Annotated in this window: 15 protein-coding genes; 5 read left to right on the top strand and 10 right to left on the bottom strand. The window is 65.1% G+C overall.

From position 1 onward, the window contains the following. Positions 1 to 156: 156 nt before the first annotated feature. The 3 genes from V6M37_RS02305 to nhaA form a co-directional block, all read right to left on the bottom strand. A complete protein-coding gene (locus tag V6M37_RS02305) occupies positions 157 to 4716 on the bottom strand; it encodes an EAL domain-containing protein (protein WP_332670739.1) in 4560 nt (1519 codons plus the stop codon). A gap of 278 nt (positions 4717 to 4994) precedes the next feature. Further along, complete coding sequence (locus V6M37_RS02310; protein WP_332670741.1) at positions 4995 to 6047, bottom strand: AI-2E family transporter; 1053 nt, start codon at positions 6045 to 6047, stop codon at positions 4995 to 4997. 26 nt (positions 6048 to 6073) lie between these two features. Beyond that, a complete protein-coding gene (nhaA, locus tag V6M37_RS02315; protein WP_332670744.1) occupies positions 6074 to 7423 on the bottom strand; it encodes a Na+/H+ antiporter NhaA in 1350 nt (449 codons plus the stop codon). Positions 7424 to 7689: 266 nt separating this feature from the next. Here nhaA and V6M37_RS02320 point away from each other — a divergent pair, with 266 nt between their 5' ends. Then, the gene (locus V6M37_RS02320) at positions 7690 to 7956 is read left to right on the top strand and encodes a hypothetical protein (protein WP_332670746.1); all 267 of its coding nucleotides are present in this window, start codon (positions 7690 to 7692) and stop codon (positions 7954 to 7956) included. 236 nt (positions 7957 to 8192) lie between these two features. On the opposite strand, the gene V6M37_RS02325 is transcribed toward V6M37_RS02320, so the two are convergent. The 4 genes from V6M37_RS02325 to V6M37_RS02340 form a co-directional block, all read right to left on the bottom strand. Then, positions 8193 to 9470, bottom strand: coding sequence for a nucleotidyltransferase family protein (locus tag V6M37_RS02325; protein ID WP_332670748.1), 1278 nt, complete (start codon positions 9468 to 9470; stop codon positions 8193 to 8195). Then, positions 9467 to 9676, bottom strand: coding sequence for a hypothetical protein (locus V6M37_RS02330; RefSeq protein WP_332670749.1), 210 nt, complete (start codon positions 9674 to 9676; stop codon positions 9467 to 9469). Before V6M37_RS02330 ends, V6M37_RS02325 begins: the two co-directional genes overlap by 4 nt. After that, complete coding sequence (locus V6M37_RS02335) at positions 9651 to 10361, bottom strand: hypothetical protein (protein ID WP_332670751.1); 711 nt, start codon at positions 10359 to 10361, stop codon at positions 9651 to 9653. The genes V6M37_RS02330 and V6M37_RS02335 overlap by 26 nt, the downstream gene beginning before the upstream one ends. 582 nt (positions 10362 to 10943) lie before the next feature. Next, on the bottom strand, positions 10944 to 11237 hold the full coding sequence (locus V6M37_RS02340; protein ID WP_332670753.1) for a PqqD family protein: 294 nt from the start codon (positions 11235 to 11237) through the stop codon (positions 10944 to 10946). A 340-nt stretch (positions 11238 to 11577) separates the two neighbouring features. Here V6M37_RS02340 and V6M37_RS02345 point away from each other — a divergent pair, with 340 nt between their 5' ends. From V6M37_RS02345 to fdhD, 4 genes are all read left to right on the top strand, one after another. Continuing rightward, positions 11578 to 14205, top strand: a complete 2628-nt coding sequence (locus V6M37_RS02345) for a molybdopterin-dependent oxidoreductase (RefSeq protein ID WP_332670754.1) — start codon at positions 11578 to 11580, stop codon at positions 14203 to 14205. Continuing rightward, the gene (locus V6M37_RS02350) at positions 14205 to 14819 is read left to right on the top strand and encodes a 4Fe-4S dicluster domain-containing protein (protein ID WP_332670756.1); all 615 of its coding nucleotides are present in this window, start codon (positions 14205 to 14207) and stop codon (positions 14817 to 14819) included. Before V6M37_RS02345 ends, V6M37_RS02350 begins: the two co-directional genes overlap by 1 nt. 99 nt (positions 14820 to 14918) lie before the next feature. Continuing rightward, positions 14919 to 15824: a hypothetical protein gene (locus V6M37_RS02355; protein WP_332670759.1), complete on the top strand. Its 906-nt coding sequence runs from the start codon at positions 14919 to 14921 to the stop codon at positions 15822 to 15824. A 23-nt stretch (positions 15825 to 15847) separates the two neighbouring features. After that, the gene (fdhD, locus tag V6M37_RS02360; protein ID WP_332670760.1) at positions 15848 to 16744 is read left to right on the top strand and encodes a formate dehydrogenase accessory sulfurtransferase FdhD; all 897 of its coding nucleotides are present in this window, start codon (positions 15848 to 15850) and stop codon (positions 16742 to 16744) included. A gap of 282 nt (positions 16745 to 17026) precedes the next feature. Here the strand turns inward: fdhD and V6M37_RS02365 are convergent, their stop codons facing one another. The 3 genes from V6M37_RS02365 to V6M37_RS02375 all read right to left on the bottom strand — a co-directional run bounded on the left by V6M37_RS02365 (position 17027) and on the right by V6M37_RS02375 (position 19736). Next, positions 17027 to 18313 carry an enoyl-CoA hydratase-related protein gene (locus V6M37_RS02365; RefSeq protein ID WP_332670763.1) on the bottom strand — a complete coding sequence of 429 codons (1287 nt, stop codon included), beginning with the start codon at positions 18311 to 18313 and terminating at the stop codon, positions 17027 to 17029. A 21-nt stretch (positions 18314 to 18334) separates the two neighbouring features. Continuing rightward, positions 18335 to 19042, bottom strand: coding sequence for a 3-hydroxyacyl-CoA dehydrogenase family protein (locus V6M37_RS02370; RefSeq protein WP_332670766.1), 708 nt, complete (start codon positions 19040 to 19042; stop codon positions 18335 to 18337). Positions 19043 to 19175: 133 nt separating this feature from the next. After that, positions 19176 to 19736, bottom strand: coding sequence for a winged helix DNA-binding protein (locus V6M37_RS02375; protein WP_332670768.1), 561 nt, complete (start codon positions 19734 to 19736; stop codon positions 19176 to 19178). Between the last annotated feature and the right edge of the window lie 280 nt (positions 19737 to 20016).

Here is a 20016-nt window from a genome sequence, read left to right on the forward strand (position 1 = left end):
GAGCAGTAGCGCGTACCTCGACGTCGGACGAGTGGCCGCGAACCGGTCTATCGATTAATCGAATCCCGACAGCGGCGAATCAAGAGCGGTACGCTGGGCCCGTTTGGTCTTGCTGAACAGTACGTTGGTGACCGTCCAGCTCATTCAGCAGGGCGCTCACGTCGCATTCCAACCCTGGCGATGGAGCAGGGCAATCACGTCAGCCGGCAGCAGGGGCTCGGAAAAGAAATAACCCTGCCCGAGATCACAGCCGGTCGCTCTCAAAATGTCGTATTGACCGGCGTGTTCGATGCCCTCGGCGACCACCTGCATGCCGAGCGTATGCGACATGCCGATGATCGCCCGTGTGATCGCATTGTCGTCCGCGTCGTGCTCGATCGCGTCGATGAAACTCTTGTCGATCTTGACGTGGTCGATCGGAAGCCGCTTGAGGCAGCTGAGCGACGAGTAGCCGGTGCCGAAATCGTCGATCGTCACGTGCACGCCGAGCTCGCGCAGTTCGGTCAGCGGGCCGAGCAAGCGCTCCAGATCGCCGGTGAGCGCGCGCTCGGTCACCTCGACCTCGAGGAATTTCGCCTCGACGCCGCTATCCTCGAGGGCCTGCCGGATCGACTGCACCATGCCGGGGCGGCGAAACTGCCGCGGCGAGACGTTGATCGCGACCCGCGGCGGCTCGGGGATCACCGCCTGCCATGCGTGGATCTGCGCGCAGGCCGCCCGGAGCACCCACTCGCCGATCGGGATGATGAGGCCACAGTCCTCGGCGACCGGGATGAACTGCAAAGGCGGCACCAGGCCGCGGGTCGGATGGCGCCAGCGCAGCAGCGCCTCGACGCTGGCGATACCCTTCGCGGCGAACTCGACCTGGGGCTGATAGACGAGGAAGAACTCCTGCTGATCGATCGCGCGGCGCAGGTCGAGTTCCATGACCCGACGCTGCTGCGCCCGCGCGTCGAGCGCACTCGAGAAGAACTGCAGCGCATTCTTGCCGGTCTCCTTCGCTTCGTACATCGCGGTGTCGGCATTCTTGAGCAGCGTCTGGATGTCGCGGCCGTCCTCCGGATAGTTGCTGATGCCGACGCTCGCCGTCGTGTGGACTTCGCGCTCGCCGAGCCGCACCGGCGCCGCGAAGCTGTCAACGATGCGCTGCGCCATGACCCTGACCTCGCCGGGCTGGGCGTCCTCGATGAGCACGCTGAACTCGTCGCCGCCCATCCGCGCGACGGTGTCCTGCGCGCGCACGCATTGACTGATGCGCCGGCCGATCTCCTCAAGCAGGTGATCGCCCGCGTCGTGCCCGAGCGTATCGTTGATCGTCTTGAAATTGTCGAGATCGATGAACTGCAGCGACAGCCGCGAGTGCTGGCGCTCGCAACGGGCGACCGCATGCCCGAGCCGGTCGAAGAACAGGTTGCGGTTGGCCAGGCCGGTCAGCTCGTCATGCGTTGCGAGGTATTCGAGGCGCCGCGTTTCCTTCACCTGGGTGAGATCGGTGAACACGGCGACATAGTTCGTCACGACGCCCCCGGCGTCGGCGACCGAGCTGACCGCTAGCCACGCCGGAATGGTGGAGCCGTCCTTGCGCTGGAGGGCGATCTCCCCCTGCCAGCGTCCATCGCGGCTTACCGCATCCCAGATCGCAGGGGCCATGCACTCGTGCGCCGGGTCGAGCGCGCACACGGCCGCGTCGTGTCCGCCGACGTCCTCGAGCGCGTGCCCGGTCAGGTGCATGAAGGTCGGATTGACGCTGATGATTCGGTGCGTCACATCGGTGATCACCACGCCTTCGCCGACGCTTTCGAATGCCCGGCCGTAGAGCAGCGTCTGCCGCTCGGACCGTCTGAGCTCGGTGACGTCGGTCGCCAGCGTGCAGATCGAATGGACGCTTCCGTTGTCGCCGAACAACGGAAAGCGGAGCGCCAGCAGGTGGCGCTCGCCGTCCGGCAGCGGCAGGGCATCCTCGGACTGCACCGGCCCGCGTCGACGCAGCACCTCGATCTCGCGGTCGTGCAGCACCTCGACGATCTGGCGCGGCAGCACCTCGATGTCGGTCTTGCCGGCGACCGCGGCGGGTGCCATGCCGAACAGTTGCGCGAAGCCGGCGTTGACGAACTCGTACTCGCCGGAGACGCGCTTGATCATGATCAGGGCGCTCGAATTGTTCATGATCGCGAGCAGCTGCTCCTGCGTATCGCGGAGGCGGCGCTCGGTGTCGACGAGCGTCGTCGTGTCGGCGAGCACGGCGATCGCACCCGCGATCTCGTGGCGGTCGTTGCGGTACACCGCGGAGTGCGCCAGGTAGTGCCGCTGGCGGACGCTAAGCAGCCGCTCGCCGCGTACGCCCGAGCGGATAGCGTCGGCGAGCATCTCGGCAACTTCGCTCAAGTCGTTCGACGACTCGCAGTCGCGCAGATCGCGGCCGACGGCGCGACGGCCGATGTCGAACGTCTCCGCGGCGGCCTCGTTGTAGCGTCGCAGGTGCAAGGCGGCATCGACGACGACGACGGGGAACCTCTGGTTGCTCAGAATGGTTTCCAGGTCGCGGTTCGCGCGCCCGAGCTCGCCCGTTTTCTGCTGCAGCTCGGCGTTCGAAGTCGCGAGTTCCTCGTTCATCGACTGCAGCTCTTCGTTCGACGCCTTGAGTTCCTCGACGGTCGACTGCAACTCCTCGTTGAGCGGCTGCAACTGCTCGTGCGATGCCGCGAGCTCGTCGAGCAGCGTCTGGACGTATTCGCGCGCGGACACCAGCTCGTCGCGAGCCGCGCGCAGCGCCGATCCCTCGCCGTCGCCGTCCGCCGCGTTCCCGGCCGCTGCGGGAACCGCCAGCGGTGCATATTCGAACACGCACAGGTATTCGTGGTCCCGCTCGTCAGACCCGAAGGGGTAGACGGCGAGCCGGATGCCGCGGCCCGGGGCGCCGGGCAGCGGCCGGATCGACCCAGCGGCCGGCGTGCGGTCGTGGTTGACGCGGAACACCAGCGTCTGCAGTTCTGTCCGGTAATCTTCGCGGATGTACAGCGGCAGGCTCAGATTCGCCGCGCCCGCAGGCATCGTCAGGAAGGGCGACGCGTCGCCGTGGATGTGCCGGATCTCGAGCCGTCGGTCGACGACGATCGCCGCGCGCGCGTAGAGGCTCGCCAGCGCGGATAACAACCGGTCGTCGCGGCCGGCGCCTGGTTCCGCCCCGCGGCGCCCGGGCTCGACGGCCGTGCGCGACGCGTAGCTGCGCGGAGGCGCGACTCGGGCGCTCGCGGACGTGCGCCGATACAGCTGCACGCCGACGTCCACCGGCGCGAATAGCTCCTCGGTTTGCGCCACCGCTTCCGACTTGCCGAGCAGCAGGTGGCCGCCGGGTCGCAATGCGTAGCCGAATGTCCCCAGAACCCTGTCCTGGCAGGCAGGCAGCAGGTAGATCAGCAGGTTGCGACAACTCAGTAGATCGAGCCGGGTGAAAGGCGGGTCCACCAGCACGTCGTGCCGCGCGAACACGACCATGTCGCGGAGGCGCTTGACAACCTCGAAGCCGCCGTCGGCGGGCACGAAGTAACGCTCGACGCGCGCCGGGTCGACGTCGACGAGTGCCCCGGCCGGGTAGCGGCCGGCGCGCCCCACAGCGAGCGCGGCGGTGTCGATGTCGCTGGCGAAGATCTGCACGGCGGCGTGCACGCCCGCGGCGTGCAGCGCCTCGTCGAGGACGATGGCGATCGAGTACACCTCCTCCCCGGTAGCGCAGGCGGGCACCCAGACGCGGATCGGGTCGTCGAGGTGCTTGCCGTCGACCAGTTCGGCCGCAACCTGCGCGAGCGCGGCGAATGCGGCGGGGTCGCGGAAGAACCCGGTGACCGAGATCAGGAACTCGCGCTGCAGCCGCTCCAGCTCGCCTGCATCCCCGCAGGCGAGCTCAACGTACTCCTCGAGCGCGCGCGTATGGGTGGCCGCGATGCGGCGGTGGATGCGTCGCCACAGCATCGCTTCCTTGTAGCGCGAGAAGTCGACGTTGCCCTGCTGGCGAAGCCGGCCCAGCAGCCGCTTCAGCGCCGCCTGATCGCCCGCCGGCGGGACGGCGTCGTGCAGCCCGGCCAGTCGCACGAGCTCGTCGGCGATCCGTGCCGGATCCAGCACCCAGTCGACGCAGCCGGTGTCGATGGCCGCGCGCGGCATGCCATCGTACTCGGCCGACGCCGGGTCCTGGGCGAACGAGAAGCCGCCCTCGGCCTTGATCGCGCGCACGCCCGCCGCGCCGTCGCTGCCAGTGCCCGACAGGATCACGCCGACGACGAGCATCTCGCGTGCCTCCTCCGCGAGCGAGCAGAGCAGCTCGTTGACCGACGGACTGGGCCGCATGTGCGGCGCGATCGCCACCAACCGCAGCGCGCGGTCGCGAAACACCGCGTTCATGCTCGGCGGCACGACGTAGGCGACGTTCGGCTGGGGTGCGTCGCCGTCCGCGAGCGTGCGTACCGCGATCGACGTCCGCTCGCCGATCAGCTGCGGCAGCGCGGTGTCGTGGTCGGCGGCGACATGCTGCGCCACGACGTAGGCGAACCCGAGATTGGCGGGCAAGCGCCCGAACAGCTCGAACAGTGCGGCAAGTCCGCCGGCCGAGGCGCCGATCGCAACGACGCCGAGGCACGCGGGTCGACTGCGCGTGCTGACCGCAGCAGGGCACGGGTCGGCCGGCCGACGCGCGAAGGGTGAAGACGGACGCTTTGGCACATTGATCCTTTCGGAATGCGAGATCGGCGCCGCCCCCGGTCGAGGTCGGGGCGCAAGCTACGCCGGGTTCGGGTATTGACGCCGTCGCTTCGGGGTAGGACGTACGGCTGCGGCTCGTGACGGGCGAGCCGGTGATGCTTCCCCATCTTATTCGAACAGGACGCGAGGCGGTGTCGCTGCCAGGGCAACAGGCAACCCGTCCGAGCGCACGCATGTGCCGTCGAGGCCACTGTCAAACCGACGACGGGTTAGGTGACAGGCGTTCCCTTGTCCTGTGCTCAGCGCTGATGCGACAACGTGTCGTCGACGAAACGCAACAGGGCAACCAGAACCGTCAGCAGCACCGGCCCGACAATGAGGCCGATGATGCCAAAGGCCGAGACGCCGCCGATGACACCTACGAATACTACGAGCGTCGACACCGGCGCCTGGGTCGAAATCAGCAATGGGCGCAGCAGGTTGTCGGAGACCGACACGGCTGTGCCCCAGACGGACAGGAAGATCGCCCAGCCCCAGTGGGAATCCGCGGCTAACACAAGTACCCCCGGCACCCAGACGAGTGCTGCACCACCCACGGGGAGCAATGCCAGAAGCGCGGCCAGCACGCCGAACACAACCGCTGACGGCAATCCTGTTATTGCGAAGCCGACACCCACCAGGATGCCTTGGGCGACCGCGGTCAAACCGATGCCGTAGACTACGGCACGCGTCGTGCCGGCAATCAGTCGGAGCAGGTCTCCTCTGCGCTGCGCTTCCATCGGGACCAAGCGGACGACCCGGTCGAGCAACTGCTGGCCGTCGCGCAGCAGGAAGAAGAGCAAGAACAACATCATGAAAAAATGAACGACCGTACCGAGAGCGCTGATTACAAAATTGCCTCCCGTGGCTGCCAGCGACTGCAGCAGCAGTTGGGCGCCCTTTACCAACCAGCTCTGAAGCTGTTCGGTCGTGGCAGTGAGGTTCTGGCGTAGCCATTCGACAAAACTGCCGACGAAGGGATACTGCTCCAGTTGCGCGAGCAGGTGGATATCGAAGCGCAGTTTCTCCTCCTGCAAACGCGTGACCAGTTCCGTCACCTGCTTCGCGAATGCCACGCCGAGGCTCACCACCGGGCCTGCGAGCACGGCGGGCACGAGCAGCGTGATGATTCCAGCGGACAGCGCGGAGCGTCCCTTCAGCTTGCGCGTCAGCCAACGATGCACCGGCGCCAGCAGGAAAGCGAGACAGATGCCCCAGGCAAGCGCACCCCGAAAGGGCGCCAGCATCCAGTACAGCGCGAGGGCGAATAGGGCTGACACGACGATCACGAAGGCCTTGCGGTAATCGTTCACCAACGCTCCTTGAGCTAGATGAGCATTCAGTTGAGGTCCGCTTCAGGCAATGCACGTCGACGGGTCGACCACATCAACAGGGCGAGACCGGCCCCCGCCGAAAAAATGGATCCGAGGAAGATGCCCAGTTTGGCGCTGTCTATCAGTTCCGAGCCGAAGGCCAAGTTGCCAATGAACAGTGCCATTGTGAATCCGATGCCGGCAAGCAGGGCGCCACCCGCTATCAAACGCCAACCGAGGTCCAGGGGCCGGACCGCAAGTCCCGAACGCACCGCTAGCCAACTGAACGTAAAGACCCCGATGGGCTTGCCGAGCGCGAACCCGACGAACACCGCGACGACGACAGAGGCATTCAAATCGCCGAACGCGAGCGGTAATCCGGCGTTGGAAATGGCGAAGAGCGGCATGATGACAAAGCCGACCCACGGGTGCAGGGCCCTCTCCAAGCGTTCGACCGGAGAAAGGGTTTCGCGCGCTGCAATCTCCGCCACCCGCAAAGTCTCACGGTCCCTCGTGTTGCCGCTGCCTTCGTCTCTTGCAGGGTGCGCGACCACCTGCCGCAGGATCGCGTACAGACGTTCATCGCTCACCCATCTGCGCGCGGGCGTGAGCAACCCGAGGATTACGCCGGTGACCGTAGCGTGGATTCCGGACACATCGACCGCAAGCCAAACGAAGCACCCTACAAGGAGGTAGACCGGAGTGCTACGAACGCCGGCCAACGCCATTATTCGCACGCTCGCGAGACCAAGGATGCCCACGCTGAGCGCACCCCAAGAAATGTCGCTGCTATAGCCGATCGCGAGAACAAGAATGGCGCCGAGGTCGTCCACGATCGCCAACGAAAGCATGAACACGCGCAGGCTTTGAGGGATTCGCGAGCCGAGGAGTGCCAGGCAACCCAACACAAACGCGGTGTCGGTCGCCATCACGGTGCCCCACCCCGTCTCACCCGGTTGCCCCCATAGCAGCGCGAGATACACCCCGGCAGGTACGACCATGCCGCCGAGTGCGGATGCAATCGACAGCGCAGCTACGCGAGGATGTTTTAACTCGCCGAGCACGAGCTCCCGCTTGAGTTCCAACGCGACCAGAAAGAAAAACAAGGTCATCAGCCCGTCGTTGATCCAGTCCCTGAGGGACCGAACGAAGTGCAGCGTGCCAATTTGAAATCCGACTTGAGTCTCCCATGCTTCCAGGAAATGGTGTGCCCACGGAGAGTTGGAAAGCACGAGAGCAGCAACGGTAGCCAACAGCAGAACGGCCGCGGCAGCGACCTCGAATTGCAAGAAGCGCGCAAATGACGCTGTTAGTCGGTTAACGGCCTCCTTCGGCAGGTGCGCCAGTTCTCCATCGGCTTGCCGAATTTCGTTCATTGCGAGCCTCTCCAAGGCGTGCCCAGCAGCAAGGAAGCCGTGCAAACGGCGACGTAGGTGGGCGGTCAGAACCGATGCACGTTTCCGACGCCGCCCATTTCGGAAATTGACTACTGGCGGGTTTCGGGCACATGCAACGGAAGCAAAGGCGTCGACATCCTGAGAACTCGGCGCTGTGCGCCGACGCTCTCGCCACCGCTTATCCCCAAGATCGAGTCAATCCCCCTTTCATCCGCTCTTGCTCATACATCTTCGCGAGCTCCGCCGTGTGCTCGAACGGGGGCCTCGACGCCGGCTTCTGCCTGATCAGCGGGGCGCGGCAGTCGCCCGGCGCCCACGCGCTGTGGCACGCGCTCGCCCGCCGCCACATTCTCGGCTTCGTCAGCTTGCGCGAGAAAAGACTGCACTACCTCGGCGAGGAGGCGAGCGAGCAGGATCGCGACGAACTCGAGACCCGCATGATCCTGCTCGGCAAGGGCTGGACGCTCGAACGCTTGCAGCGGATCGCCGGGGCAGAGCTGGCGGGGAAATAGCGGAAGGGCTTTCTCCCTCCCGTCGGCAAGCCGGGGACAGGCAACGATCTTCACGCGGGTGTTGCGGAATAAACCCTGGCCTTGTCCCCGATCCCTTTACTCCCCTTCGGTCTGTCCTCTCGACCTGACTGTCACGACGCGAAGCTCACTGCCGGGACGCTACAACTCGGCGGCTCTCTCCTTATAGCCGGCGTGCGGCGCTGAAGTCCGACGCTATCGACTTTCGACCGTGTGCTTCACGCGAGCCGATCGTCCAGTCCGGCGACGCGGTGCACCGCCGCGCGCGCTTCCATATCTCGCAGACACAAACGAATCACTGACTTTCCATAACGGCGCGTCAGATGGAATACTCTTTTGAATGCCAATAAGGGGGGCGCGCCCGGGCCGTATTGTTGGTGTAAGGCTTCGCTCGAGAACGACCTGAAGACGTGCTGCAAGTTGGTCCGCGACAAACCGCGGATTCCAAAAGCCGCGAGGGTGCTCGATATCGGCAGCGAGTACTCGCGGTGAAAAACCCGATTGATGCCTTCCCGTATCAGTTCCTTTGGAAAATCGGACGGCCGCAGGTGCGCGGTGAATTCTTCTGGAACCTTTGCGCCGCAAACGAGCCGCGCCAGCTCCAATGCCAGATAAATGTACGCCGTCGCGCCGCCGTTCGCCGCACGCCGTGCCAGCTCTTCCCAGTCCAGGCCCGCGTGCATCCGATTGACCACCCTGGCGACGTCGCAGGTTTGGCGCAAGCTGGGCCCGGCGAGCTTGTCCAGATAGCAGCTGTGCACGGCCAAATGAAGCAATAGGTCGAGCGTGTCGAGGGCGAGCACCGGCCCATCTTCCGAATGTATCGGGACCGCGCGGGCCCAAAGTGCCTCACTGTCAAAACGCACTTTGTCGTTTGGGTGCGTCAATTGAAAGTGGACCTCCACGGCATGGGGGTGCTCGGGATGTGCAAACGGGTTCAAGTGAAAATGCTCGTTCCTCCATACCCCCGGTGCCTGCGGGCCGTCGATATACCGATATCCAAGTCGGCACATCATCCGTTCGGCCGCATCCAAATCATTACCACGAACCAAAATGTCAATGTCCGACATCGGTCGGAGTCCGAAGTCGTCATACGCGTATTTCGCCAGATAGGCTCCCTTGAGCACGACGATCTTCAAGTTGCAGCGTGTCGCTTCTTGTACGAGCTGCGCAAGCTGATCGTAAAGAGCGGTATTCACTCGCACGGTGTCGACATAACTGCGATAGAGCGCGCGCTCAAGGGGGCGGGCGTCCTCCCGTCCCAAGGCGGCCTGAGCGGCGAGGGGGCGATCGGCATAGACGTACTGCAGTCCCCGATACACCATCGGACCGACCTCGAGTCGAGCGACTTGCGAATACACATCGCGCCAGTCGAGAGGCGTCTGTTGCAGATGTTTCCATGCGTCGCTCATTTCGGCACCGTCGCACACCGCCGTGACGGCGGCCCGGATGAGCTGGTCCAAGGGGTGCAGATCGGCGAATGCGGGCTCGTTCATCGTTCCACAGCGGCTATCACTTCGGCCAGATTCCGCGCGAAGTCGCCGATCCGTACGCGGTAAAACGACGCCTTGCCAAACACGCGCTCGAAAAACCGCAGATCCGCGTCCTGCGCCAGCAGGTTTGAATGGCGCGCGATTTCGATGATCCCCTGAGAAAAGGAAAGACTGGTCGGCGGCTCATGTTCCGACGAGTCGCCCTTCACCAGAAAAAACACGTGGATGGCGCTGCGCGTCAGGGGCGGGGGGGGGGGATTGGAACCGTCTCGTCGGCAGTACCACGTAGCGGCCGATCAGTTCGGCCTCGGCCTTGAGGTCGACGCCCACACTCCCGAGTTGTGACAGTGCCGTTCCGCGAATTCTCGGGCATCTGGGACACGGTATGAGGCAATGTTCAACCATGTCGAACAATACGACGTCGTCAGTCGCGATCAGGAAGCCATGGTTGGCCAATCCGAGACTGAGCGTGGTCTTTCCGCACCCCGAAGGGGCAACCAGAAAGACGACCGATTCCCTTCGAGCGACGCAAGCTGCGTGAATCCATAGCTTGTCCGAAGAGCGCGTCACAGCATAGTCAAGCGTAGTTTCCTCGGCACGAGTCAGATAGGCGAGGTCATCGGCACTATCGACGGGGAGTCGGTAATGGAAGCTTAGCTGGTGGCCCTCGCGCGTCACGGTCACCGCTTCGGCGCCGTCCCGCAACAACACTTCACTTTCGTTACACCGGTACGCACCATTCTGCGGCACGCCTCCAAAGTTTGCGTGACCCTCAACGACGGAAGCTTCGGTGATCTGGAATGGGCGGAGAATTTTTTGAAACCAGTCATTCGCGTGTCGCAACTGCGCCCGATTTCCTCCCGAAAAGTGAAGGCTGACGTCGAAATCGACCAATCGGTATCGCGCGGGGCTCGCCGACGTAAAAACAAATCCGCATTCACTCACTGACTGACTTTCCCCTGCGCGCCCAGCCGGCCCGACGCTCCGAAATGACTCGGGACGCTGCCGGCCCCGGGCAACGCTATTACATGAGTAGCGCGGGATTGCCTGGAAACGGCCCATAAATGACGGTTGCAAGGAAGTGATCCGCCCGGCATCGCGGCCGTCTCGTCATGGGAACGTCCATTGGTTCAGGTCGCGCCGCTCGATCAGGTCGAGATCCTGTCAAACCGGGCACTTCTCTTACGTGAAGGCGCAAGACCCATTCAGGCACAAATGGCGGGCGGGACCGCCATCACTAGTTGCCGAGCCTCGGAGATCGGCTTGCTGCGGTAGTGGGCATTCGACCGCGGCCGGTGCTCGGCGCCGCAAATGCATCTATCACGCTCATTCCGAGATATACGCCTCCACTACGTTCAAGCGCCCGGGCAATAAAATCGCGTCTCGACTTCGAGGTCACTTGTTTTGCCTCGGAGAGGGTCCCATCCTCGAAACTATCGGTTCGATTCCTGGTGTTGTCATCGTTTCGATCCACCGTCAGGCCTCCATCACAGAAAGGAACGTGCCGACTTGCAGCAAGCCCAGATCGGCTAGCTGCTCCGTCATCCGATCAATGTCAGTGCGGATCGTTTCGCTGGATTGCTCCGGATAAAGCTGGCACATCGTACGGAAAATGGCGGATTGCGTCCTGACGCCGTCACAGAGCTCCCAGTAGATTCCGGCTGGCGGCGTGACCACGACCGTGCTCGCCGTTTCGGCGTTAAACAATATCCACGACCCGTCAGGCAGTACTGTTGGCGCATAGTCGTGGTTCTTCGTAACGGAACGCATACCGACCCACCTCGTTTAGCGTTAGCGGACTTTCGACGCGGACGCTCGAATCCTAGACTACGAAGTCTGGGACAGGTAGGCAGAGAGCCTTGTCGCTCCCCGTTGCGCACTATCAATGCGTTCAGCTGATTCCACGGTAAACGAGGTGTCGAGCCGTCTATCGCTAAGCTCGAGTCATTACTTTCCAGTTCGTAAAGTTTTGAAAATGCCCTCGCGGCAGGCTAAGGCCGCGCTCCGTGCATTTCGCGGATACCGCCTGCACTCGGCGGATAGCGAACGCCTGCTTCGCCGCTTACCTTGATTGCGAAGACCGGATGGTCTGCCCGACAAGGAGCGCGACATGAGCGGTAACCCGCCCGTACAGAATTCGTTGAAGCCAGGAAAGTGGATCAACTCGACGTGCAAGATGTGCCTGCATTCCTGTTCGATCCGCGTGCACGTCACCGACGGCGGCGTGGTCAACAAGATCGAGGGCAATCCGACCAATCCGTCGAACGCCGGCAAGCTGTGCCCGAAGGGCAACGCCGGGATCATGCGGCACTACGACCCGCAGCGCTTCAAGCAGCCGATGCGCCGCACGAACCCCGAAAAGGGGCCAGGGATCGACCCCGGCTGGGAGCCGATCGGCTGGGACGAGGCGCTGGAGATCACCGCGCGCGAGATCAAGCGCTCGCTCGACAAGGACCCGCGCCTGATCATGCCGTCGCTGGAAGACTTCCAGAAGATGCACATCTGGTTCTGGCCGCTGGCGATCGGCAACCACAACTTCTACCAGTCGGGCGGCACGATGTGCGGCGGCGCGTATCACCCGCTGAACGGCTACATCCACTCCGCGTTCGGCGCCGCGAACGACGCGAAGTACTGCAACTACTGGATCAGCAACGGCGGCGGCGACGGCTTTTCGTCGCACCTGCACGCGGCCGCCGCCGCGCACTGGGTCGCGAAGGCGCGCGTCGAGCGCGGCATGAAGGTCGTCACGGTCGAGCCGCGGATGTCGATCGCCGGGGCGAAGGCCGAGGAATGGATCCCGATCCGTCCGGCGACCGACCGCCTGTTCGCGATGAGCCTGAGCCACGTGCTCGTCAATGAAGGGCTGTGCGACTACGAATTCCTGCGCAAGGACACGAACGCGCCGTATCTCGTCGGTCCGGACCAGTTCTTCGTGCGCGACGCCGACGGGCAGATCTTCGTCTGGGACAAGGCCGCCAACTGCGCGAAGCGCTGGAACGATCCGACGCTGAAGAACGACAACCTCGCGCTCGAAGGCGAGTACGTCGTCAATGGCGTCAAATGTCGCCCGGCCTTCCAGGTGTACAAGGACATCCTGCGCGACGCGTCGCCCGAGGCGATCGAGAAGCACACGACGGTACCGGCCGCGACGGTGCGCCGCATCGCGCGCGAGTTCGCCGAGGCCGCGCAGATCGGCGAGACGATCACGCTCGAGGACGGACGCACGGTGCCGTTCCGCCCCGCGGCCTACAACTACTACCGTGGCGCGCAGGGCCACAAGACGGGGATGCAGACGAACCAGGCGTTCCAGCTGGTGAACATGCTCGTCGGCAACATCGACCACCCGGGCGGGCGCTGCGGCGTGACGATCACCGACGGCTGCGTCGACAACAACCACTGTCAGCCGGGCGAATGCGGCCAGATGCTCGGCACGCCGCACCAGCTCGGGCACATGCCGCCGTTCGCGTGGCCGCCCAATGAGTATCACCTCGCGGGCTACTTCCCGGTCGGCGTCAACGGGCCGCACCTGAACATGCTGTCCTACACCGAGCCGGAGAAGTACGGCATCACGTTCAAGCCCGACGTGCTCGTGAACTGCCATTCGAACCCGGTGTGGTCGATCCAGGGGCCGCGCGAGAAGTGGATCCAGTTCCTCAAGGACATGCGCTTCATCGTCTGCGTCGACGTGATCCCGACCGAGATGACCGACTTCGCCGACATCATCCTGCCGTCGAGCGATTACCTCGAAACCTACAACGCGGTGATGATCGAGCCGCCGTATACCGAAGGCATCTGCTTCCGCCAGCCGGTGACGCCGCCGCTGTACGACACGAAGAGCGAGGAGGAGATCTTCTTCGAACTCTCCGAGCGCCTCGGCGTGCTCGACCAGTACAACGAGGTCATCAACCTGATCCTCGGCTTCAACCAGAAGCCGCATCTCGCGCTCGAGCCGGGCAGGAAGTATTCGGACCGCGACATCGCCGAACGGCTCGGCCAGCTGTGGAACGACAAGCCGATCGAGTGGTACGTCGAGCACGGCCACTCCTCGACCGAGCGCCGCCTCGACAAGTGGTACCGCCCGTGGGAAGGGCTGCGCCTGCTGTTCTACATCGAGGATCTGCCGGTCCAGCGCGAGCAGCTGCGGCGGCAATTCGAGGACGCGAAAGTGCCGTTCCGCGACGAATGGCCGTTCGACGACTACCAGCCGCTGCCGACCACGGTGCTCGACCCGCTGCACTACGAGCCGCCCGAGTACAACCTCTACGCGATCACGTTCAAGGACATCCAGATGAACTTCGGTGAGAGCCTGAGCAATCCCTGGATCAAGGACATCACCTATCGCGACCCGGTGCACACTGGCCTGCTGCTCAACACCGCGACCGCGCGCAAAATGGGCTTCGCCAACGGCGACATCGTTCTCGTCGAATCGCCGTACGGCAAGCTGTACGGGCGGCTCACGACCGCCGAGGGCATCCATCACGAGACGCTCGGCGTCTCGAACGCGCTGTCGCGCACCCGCAACGAAAACCGCGCGGTGCTGATGTCGGGCGGTCATTACAACGACCTCCTGCCCTACGACATGAAGCACACCGACGGCGCGACGGGCCAGCCGGAGACGACCTGCAAGGTAAAGATCACGAAGCTCGCCGACTGGCCCGATTTCCTCAAGCAGGGCTCGACGGTGTACGACTTCGTCGATTCGATCGAGAAGGCGGAAGGAAAGGGAGGGATGCACTGATGGCCAAGATGGGCATGGTCTTCGACCTCAAGGCGTGCATCGGCTGCAACGCCTGCGTGGTCGCCTGCAAGCAGGAGAACTCGCTCCCCGACGGCGTGTTCTTCACCCGCACGCTGAGCCACGACTACGGCGAATATCCGACGAACAAACGCGTCTATATCCCGACGATCTGCAACCAGTGCGAGGACGCCCCATGCGAGAAGGTCTGCCCGAGCGGCGCGACCTACACGCGCGAGGACGGCATCGTCATGATCGACAACGAAAAATGCATCGGCTGCAGCAGCTGCGCGGTCGCGTGCCCGTACGACATGCGCACGATGTTGAGCGACGAGATGTTCCAGAAGGGGCTGTTCGGCACCGGGCAGATCACGCCGTTCGAGGAGCAGGGCTACGACCGCTACATCGCCGGCACCGCGGCGAAGTGCGACTTCTGCAGCCAGCGCGTCGACGCCGGCCTGAACCCGGCCTGCGTGTCGACGTGCCCGACGAACGCGCGCATCTTCGGCGACCTCGACGATCCGAACAGCGCGCCGAGTCAGGCGATCGAGAAGCGCGGCGGACGTCAGCCGCTGCCGGAGAAGGGCACGAAGCCGAAGGTTTATTACATCGATTGAGAACCGTCCCCTTATTGACCGGCAACCGAATGGCACCGTTCGACGAGCTCGGGACGAACGGTTGTGTTTGATGGCCGGCAACAGAGAAAGAGGTGATTCATGACTCAAGTCAGTGAGCGTCTGGTCGGCAATTCTTTCCGGCCCGGCTACCGCTTCCAGCGCTATTGGGATACGTCGATGGCGCTCGCGTTTTTCTTCGCCGAGGTCGGCACGGGGCTTTTCGTCGTGTCGCTGTATCTCGACCTCGTGCCGGGGATGATCCTCGGGCTCGCGCTCGCGGCGACGTTGAAGCCCTACTTCCACCTCGCCCACATGGGCGTGCCGAAGAAGTCCTGGCGCGCGATCGCCCGGCCGGACCGCTCGTGGGTGAGCCGCGGCGCGATCGCGGTCGGCGTGCTCGTCGCCACCGGCGTGCTCCACATCCTCGCGCAGACGGTCGGCCTCGGCCTGCCGCCCGAAGTCGTCAATGTCATTCGCTATGCCGCGCTCGCGGCCGGCCTCGTCGTGATGTGCTACCAGGGCTTCGCGATGGCGGCGTCGGAGGCGTTCGCGCTGTGGGCGTCGCCGCTGCTGCCGGTCGCGAGCTTTCTCTACGCGACCACCGCCGGCGTGCTGCTTGCGTCGATCGTCTGCCCACTCGCGGGACATGGGCCGGCGGCGCTGCCGCAGGGCCTCGTCGGGGTGCTGCTCGCCGCGGACTTCGCCGTCGTCGGCAGCATCCTCGTCGCCGCGCGCCGGAAGTCGAAGGGCGGCGCGTTCTCAGTGGAGTTGCTGTTGAAGGGGCGCTATGCGCGCGGCTTCGTCGGCGGCGCGCTGGGTGTCGGCCTCGTGCTGCCGTTCGTCGCCGTGATTGCGGGCGGCGACGCCCTCGCGCTGCGCATCGGCGCCGCGCTCGCGATGCTGGCCGGCTTCTTCGCGTTCCGCCTGCTGATGTTGCGGGCTGCGGTCTACGAGCCGATCACATACGACCTCGCGGCCAGCATCGGCCTGCCGGCCCGCTCCTGAACGCGCCCATTCGGAGAACTGCGATGATCGAACTTGCGGCGTGCACCGACCCTGCGGGCAGGACGTTTCGCGCGATGCGACTCGCGGGCGACGGCCGTTCCGGCACCGTCGCGAACCAAGTGATCGCCGAGGAGGTGCTGACGCTCGACGTCGCGGAAATCGGCACCTACAACCTGATGTGGACGCCGACGCGTCCGCTCGACGGGCCGGTCGGCTACACGCCGGACGACGGCGTCCTCGCCGATGAACCGGCGCCCGAGCCGCTCGCGCTCGCGGCCGGCTTCCTGCTCACCGAAGGGCTCATCGACGAACTGTCGGATATCGCCGAAATGGCGGTCTGCGAGCAGCGGCTGGACGTCGTCCGGGTGCGACTCGCGAACCCCGCCGCGACGAACGTCAGACGCCGCAACGTCGTCATGAACAGCTCGTGCGGCGTCTGCGGCGGCGGCGACCAGATCGCCGCGCAGCTCGCGGGCCGTGCGCCGGTGAGCCGCCGGCTGCGCGTCGCGCCGAGCGATCTCTCCCGCCTCGGCCGCGCCCTGCAGCAGCGCCAGTACGTGTTCCGCAGCACCGGCGGCGCGCACGCGGCGCTGGTTTTCGGCGCCGATCTCGGCGTGCGCGCGTTTGCCGAAGACCTCGGGCGCCACAATGCGCTGGACAAGGTCATCGGTGAGCTGTTGCTGCGCGGCGAGACGTTCTCCGGATGCGGTGTCCTCGTCTCCAGCCGGTTGAGTTACGAGATGGTCGCGAAGTCGGTCCGTGCCGGCTTCGAACTGATCGGGGCGATTTCCGCGCCGACCTCGCTCGCGATCGACATCGCCGAACGCGCGGGGATCACCCTCTGCGCCTTCGTCCGCGGCGAGGGCGCTGAGGTCTATAGCCATCCGGAGCGCATCCGCTCGCTCGTCGCCGTCGCCTGAGCCGAGCGTGCCCCCCGCGGCAGATCTGGCTTTCAGGGCTTCCACGCGTTGAAGCGGGCCTCGGCCACCGCGAATAGAGACTTCACCCCTCTCGATATCCCACGGTTGCTCGACTAGGGTTGTGCGGCATGAGGCTCATGTTCGGCGCCCAGACGAAATTGATGATCGTCAGATCCTTCGAGCGGTACAGCGGGGTGATCCCCGCGTGGGTTCGGGGCATTCCGCCGCGGCCGGCCCCCGCGGAAGTCCGGGTTGTGCGGGCGCCGCGGTGCGGCAGTCGGATTACGGCGTTTTCGTGAAGTCCGGCTGCCGCTTCTGCTGGAACGCGGTGATGCCTTCACGCGCGGCGGCGGTGCAGGCGCTGCGGCCCCAAGCGCGGTAGCCGATCTCGAGCGCGTCGGCGAAGCGCTCCGCCGCCGCGGCCTCGGCGACCGCGGTTTCGATGATGCGGGTCACCTCGGCGCTCAGCGGCTGGCCGTTCGTCGCCTTCGGTTCGATCGGGTCGAACGCCGCGATGCGGACTTTCCCGTCGCGAACCCGCGCCGGTTTGCCCGCGAGCGCATGGACTCGCTCGATGGCCGCCGCGATCAGCTGCGGATAATCGTCGGCCAATCGGTCCACGATCCCGAGTTCGAACGCGCGCGACGCGTCCAGGCGAGCGGCCCGGCGCAGCATGTCGTGGAGCACCGCCGAAGCGTCGGGCCAGCGCCGGTACGGCACGACCATCGCGCCGATGCCCGGGACGATGCCGAGCGTGATCTCGGGCAGCTGCATCTGCGCCGAGCGCAGCGCGACGATGCCGCGGCAGCGGGTCGCGAGCTCGAAGCCGCCGCCGATTGCGAGGCCGTTCAGTGCTGCGACGACCGGCTTTTCCATCGCGTCGAGGTGCACGAGCAGCCTTGAGCAGTCGCGCGCGTACTGCGTCGAGGCTTCGGCGTCGCCGAGCATCGACGTGAAACGGCCAATATCCCCGCCGGCGCAGAACGCCTTCGTGCCATAGCCGACGAGGACGAAGCCCCGCACCGCGGGATCGGCTTCGCAGCGGCGGATCAGCGCGAGGATCTCGTCGGTCATCTCGTCGTGCAGCGCATTGAGCGCATCCGGACGACGCAGCGTGATGACCTTGACGCCGTCGACGTCGTCGACGAGCAAGTGCCGCCAGAACGTCTGGTATTCGGCGAGCGGCCGCGTCGGCATCGGCATGCCGGGACGCTCGGCGGCAAAGCGTTGGAGGATGCGGCGCGTCTCGGGTTCGCCGAGTTCCCGCATCAGCTCGAGCGGCCCGTGCCGGAAGCCGAGCGCGAGCTTGCAGCCGAGGTCGAGGTCGGCGGGCTCGCCGATACGACGGTCGAGGATGTCGACCGACTGCGAGAACAGCACGCCGAGCAGGCGATCGCGTATCGCCTCGGAGATTTCGGGCGGCGTCTCGACGGGCTTGCCCGGGGCGGCGGTAAGCCAGGTATCCACCGAGCGGAAGATCGGCGCCGGGCGGTAATGCGCGCCTTCCTCGTCCGCCTGCAGCGTGTTCGTCTCGGTGATGATCGGGTTGCCGCGCGCGAGGTTCAGCACGAAGAACGGCCCCGCGTGGACCTAGCGCGCGACCGCGCCGTCGATCTCGGCCGCGGTCGCGCGGTCGAGCAGCAGCGCGGCGTCGTTGCACCAGTTGTCGAAGACCCGGTCGAGCATGAAGCAGACGACGTCGTCGGTCAGCAGCGGCACTTTGCCGGTGAAGGCGAAGAGCCAGCGCAGGTACGCGAGGACGTCGGCGTCAAGCTTGTCCCAGTCGATCACTTCGACCGCGGGGTTGCGCCACGCGGGCGCGAAGAAGTGCGTGACCGTCGCGCGGCCTGGGTGCTCGAGCTCGGCGAAGATCCGCTTCGCCGGCAGCGAACTGGTGTTCGACGTGATCAGTGCCTGCGGGGAGACGATGCGTTCGACGTCGGCGAAGAGGCGCCGCTTCAACGCGAGGTTCTCGGTCGCCGCCTCGATGACCCAGTCGCAGTCGGCGAGCGCGCCGTAGTCCAGCGTGCCGACAATGTCCGCGGTGATGGCCGCCGCGTCGGCCTCGCTCATCTTGCCGCGCGCCACGGCCTTTCGCGCGTAGTCGTGGCAGCGCTGCAGCGCGCGGTCGAGCGCCGGCTGCGCGACGTCCACCAGCGTGAGGCGGATCTGCGGCAGCGCACGTTTCAGGTAGTAACCGATGTCTGGGCCGATCGTGCCGGCGCCGATCACGGCGACGTGCCGGGGCAGCGGGCGTTGCGGATGATGCAGCAGCGGGTTTGCGGGGATCGTTTGCACCGTGCGGGTCTCCTTCGACGTGGGTGTCCTTCGGAAGGGACCCGTTTGCACGGGCGACCGGCGGCCCGCTACCCGTCGAACGCGATTCCCTTTTTCTTGTGCGGCCCGAGCGCGGACGGGCGTCCCCGCTCGTTCATTCTTCCGGCTCGCTCCTGTCGGGTTCCTTCGGCGCGGCGACCCGGCAGTACGTGGCCGAGATCCGGCTCGCTTCGTCGTAGGTGCCGGTGAGCAGGCTGATCAGCTTCGCGGTGTCGTACAGCTTCTTGTCGATGTTCTCGATGTTCTTCGTCTGGTCGGTGAGCATTTCGCGGCGAATGCGCGTGTATTCGTCGAGCATGCCGGCTGCGCGTTCGGTCGCGGCGTACATCCAGATCTTGCTGTTCGCGCCCTTGATCTTGTCGACGAGGCCGAAGTTCAGGAGCTTGCGCAGGCTGTACTGCACGTTCGTGATGCCGTCCATGTTGAGCTGGCGCGCGAGCACGGCGGCGGTCTTGGGACCGTCCTGCATGCGGATGACGTGCAGCAGCACGAGCTCCGCCGCGCTGAGCTCACCGAGTCCGCACATGCTCGCGGCCTGCAGCATGAAGCGCAGGAAGGCCTGCTCGAAGCGCAGCACCGCCCACTCGAACTCGGTGGTCATCGCATCGTGGTGCGTGCCGCCGAGATGCCATCCCTTGTAGTAGCTCTGATCCAAATCGTCTTCCCCGGTCGGTGCGCGATTGAGTTTCGTATCCAAAATGCCTCACGTGATCGATGCGTGAATGATCAATGTTCAATTGATTTTCAGAGTAGCCGCCATCGTTCGGCGCTGTCAATCGTCGGGCGACGCGCAGGCCGGAGTGCTCGGCGACGCACCCGAGCGCGGCGCCACCGCTTACCTCGCCCCAACAGGTGCAGGCGGAACCGCAGTCCCAAAGATCCGTAGGGCGGAAAAGCGAAGCGCCTTCCGCGCAAGTGACGGCCTCTGTTCGGCG

The sequence above is a fragment of the Aromatoleum sp. genome, assembly GCF_036675785.1.
Taxonomy (GTDB): Bacteria; Pseudomonadota; Gammaproteobacteria; order Burkholderiales; family Rhodocyclaceae; genus Aromatoleum.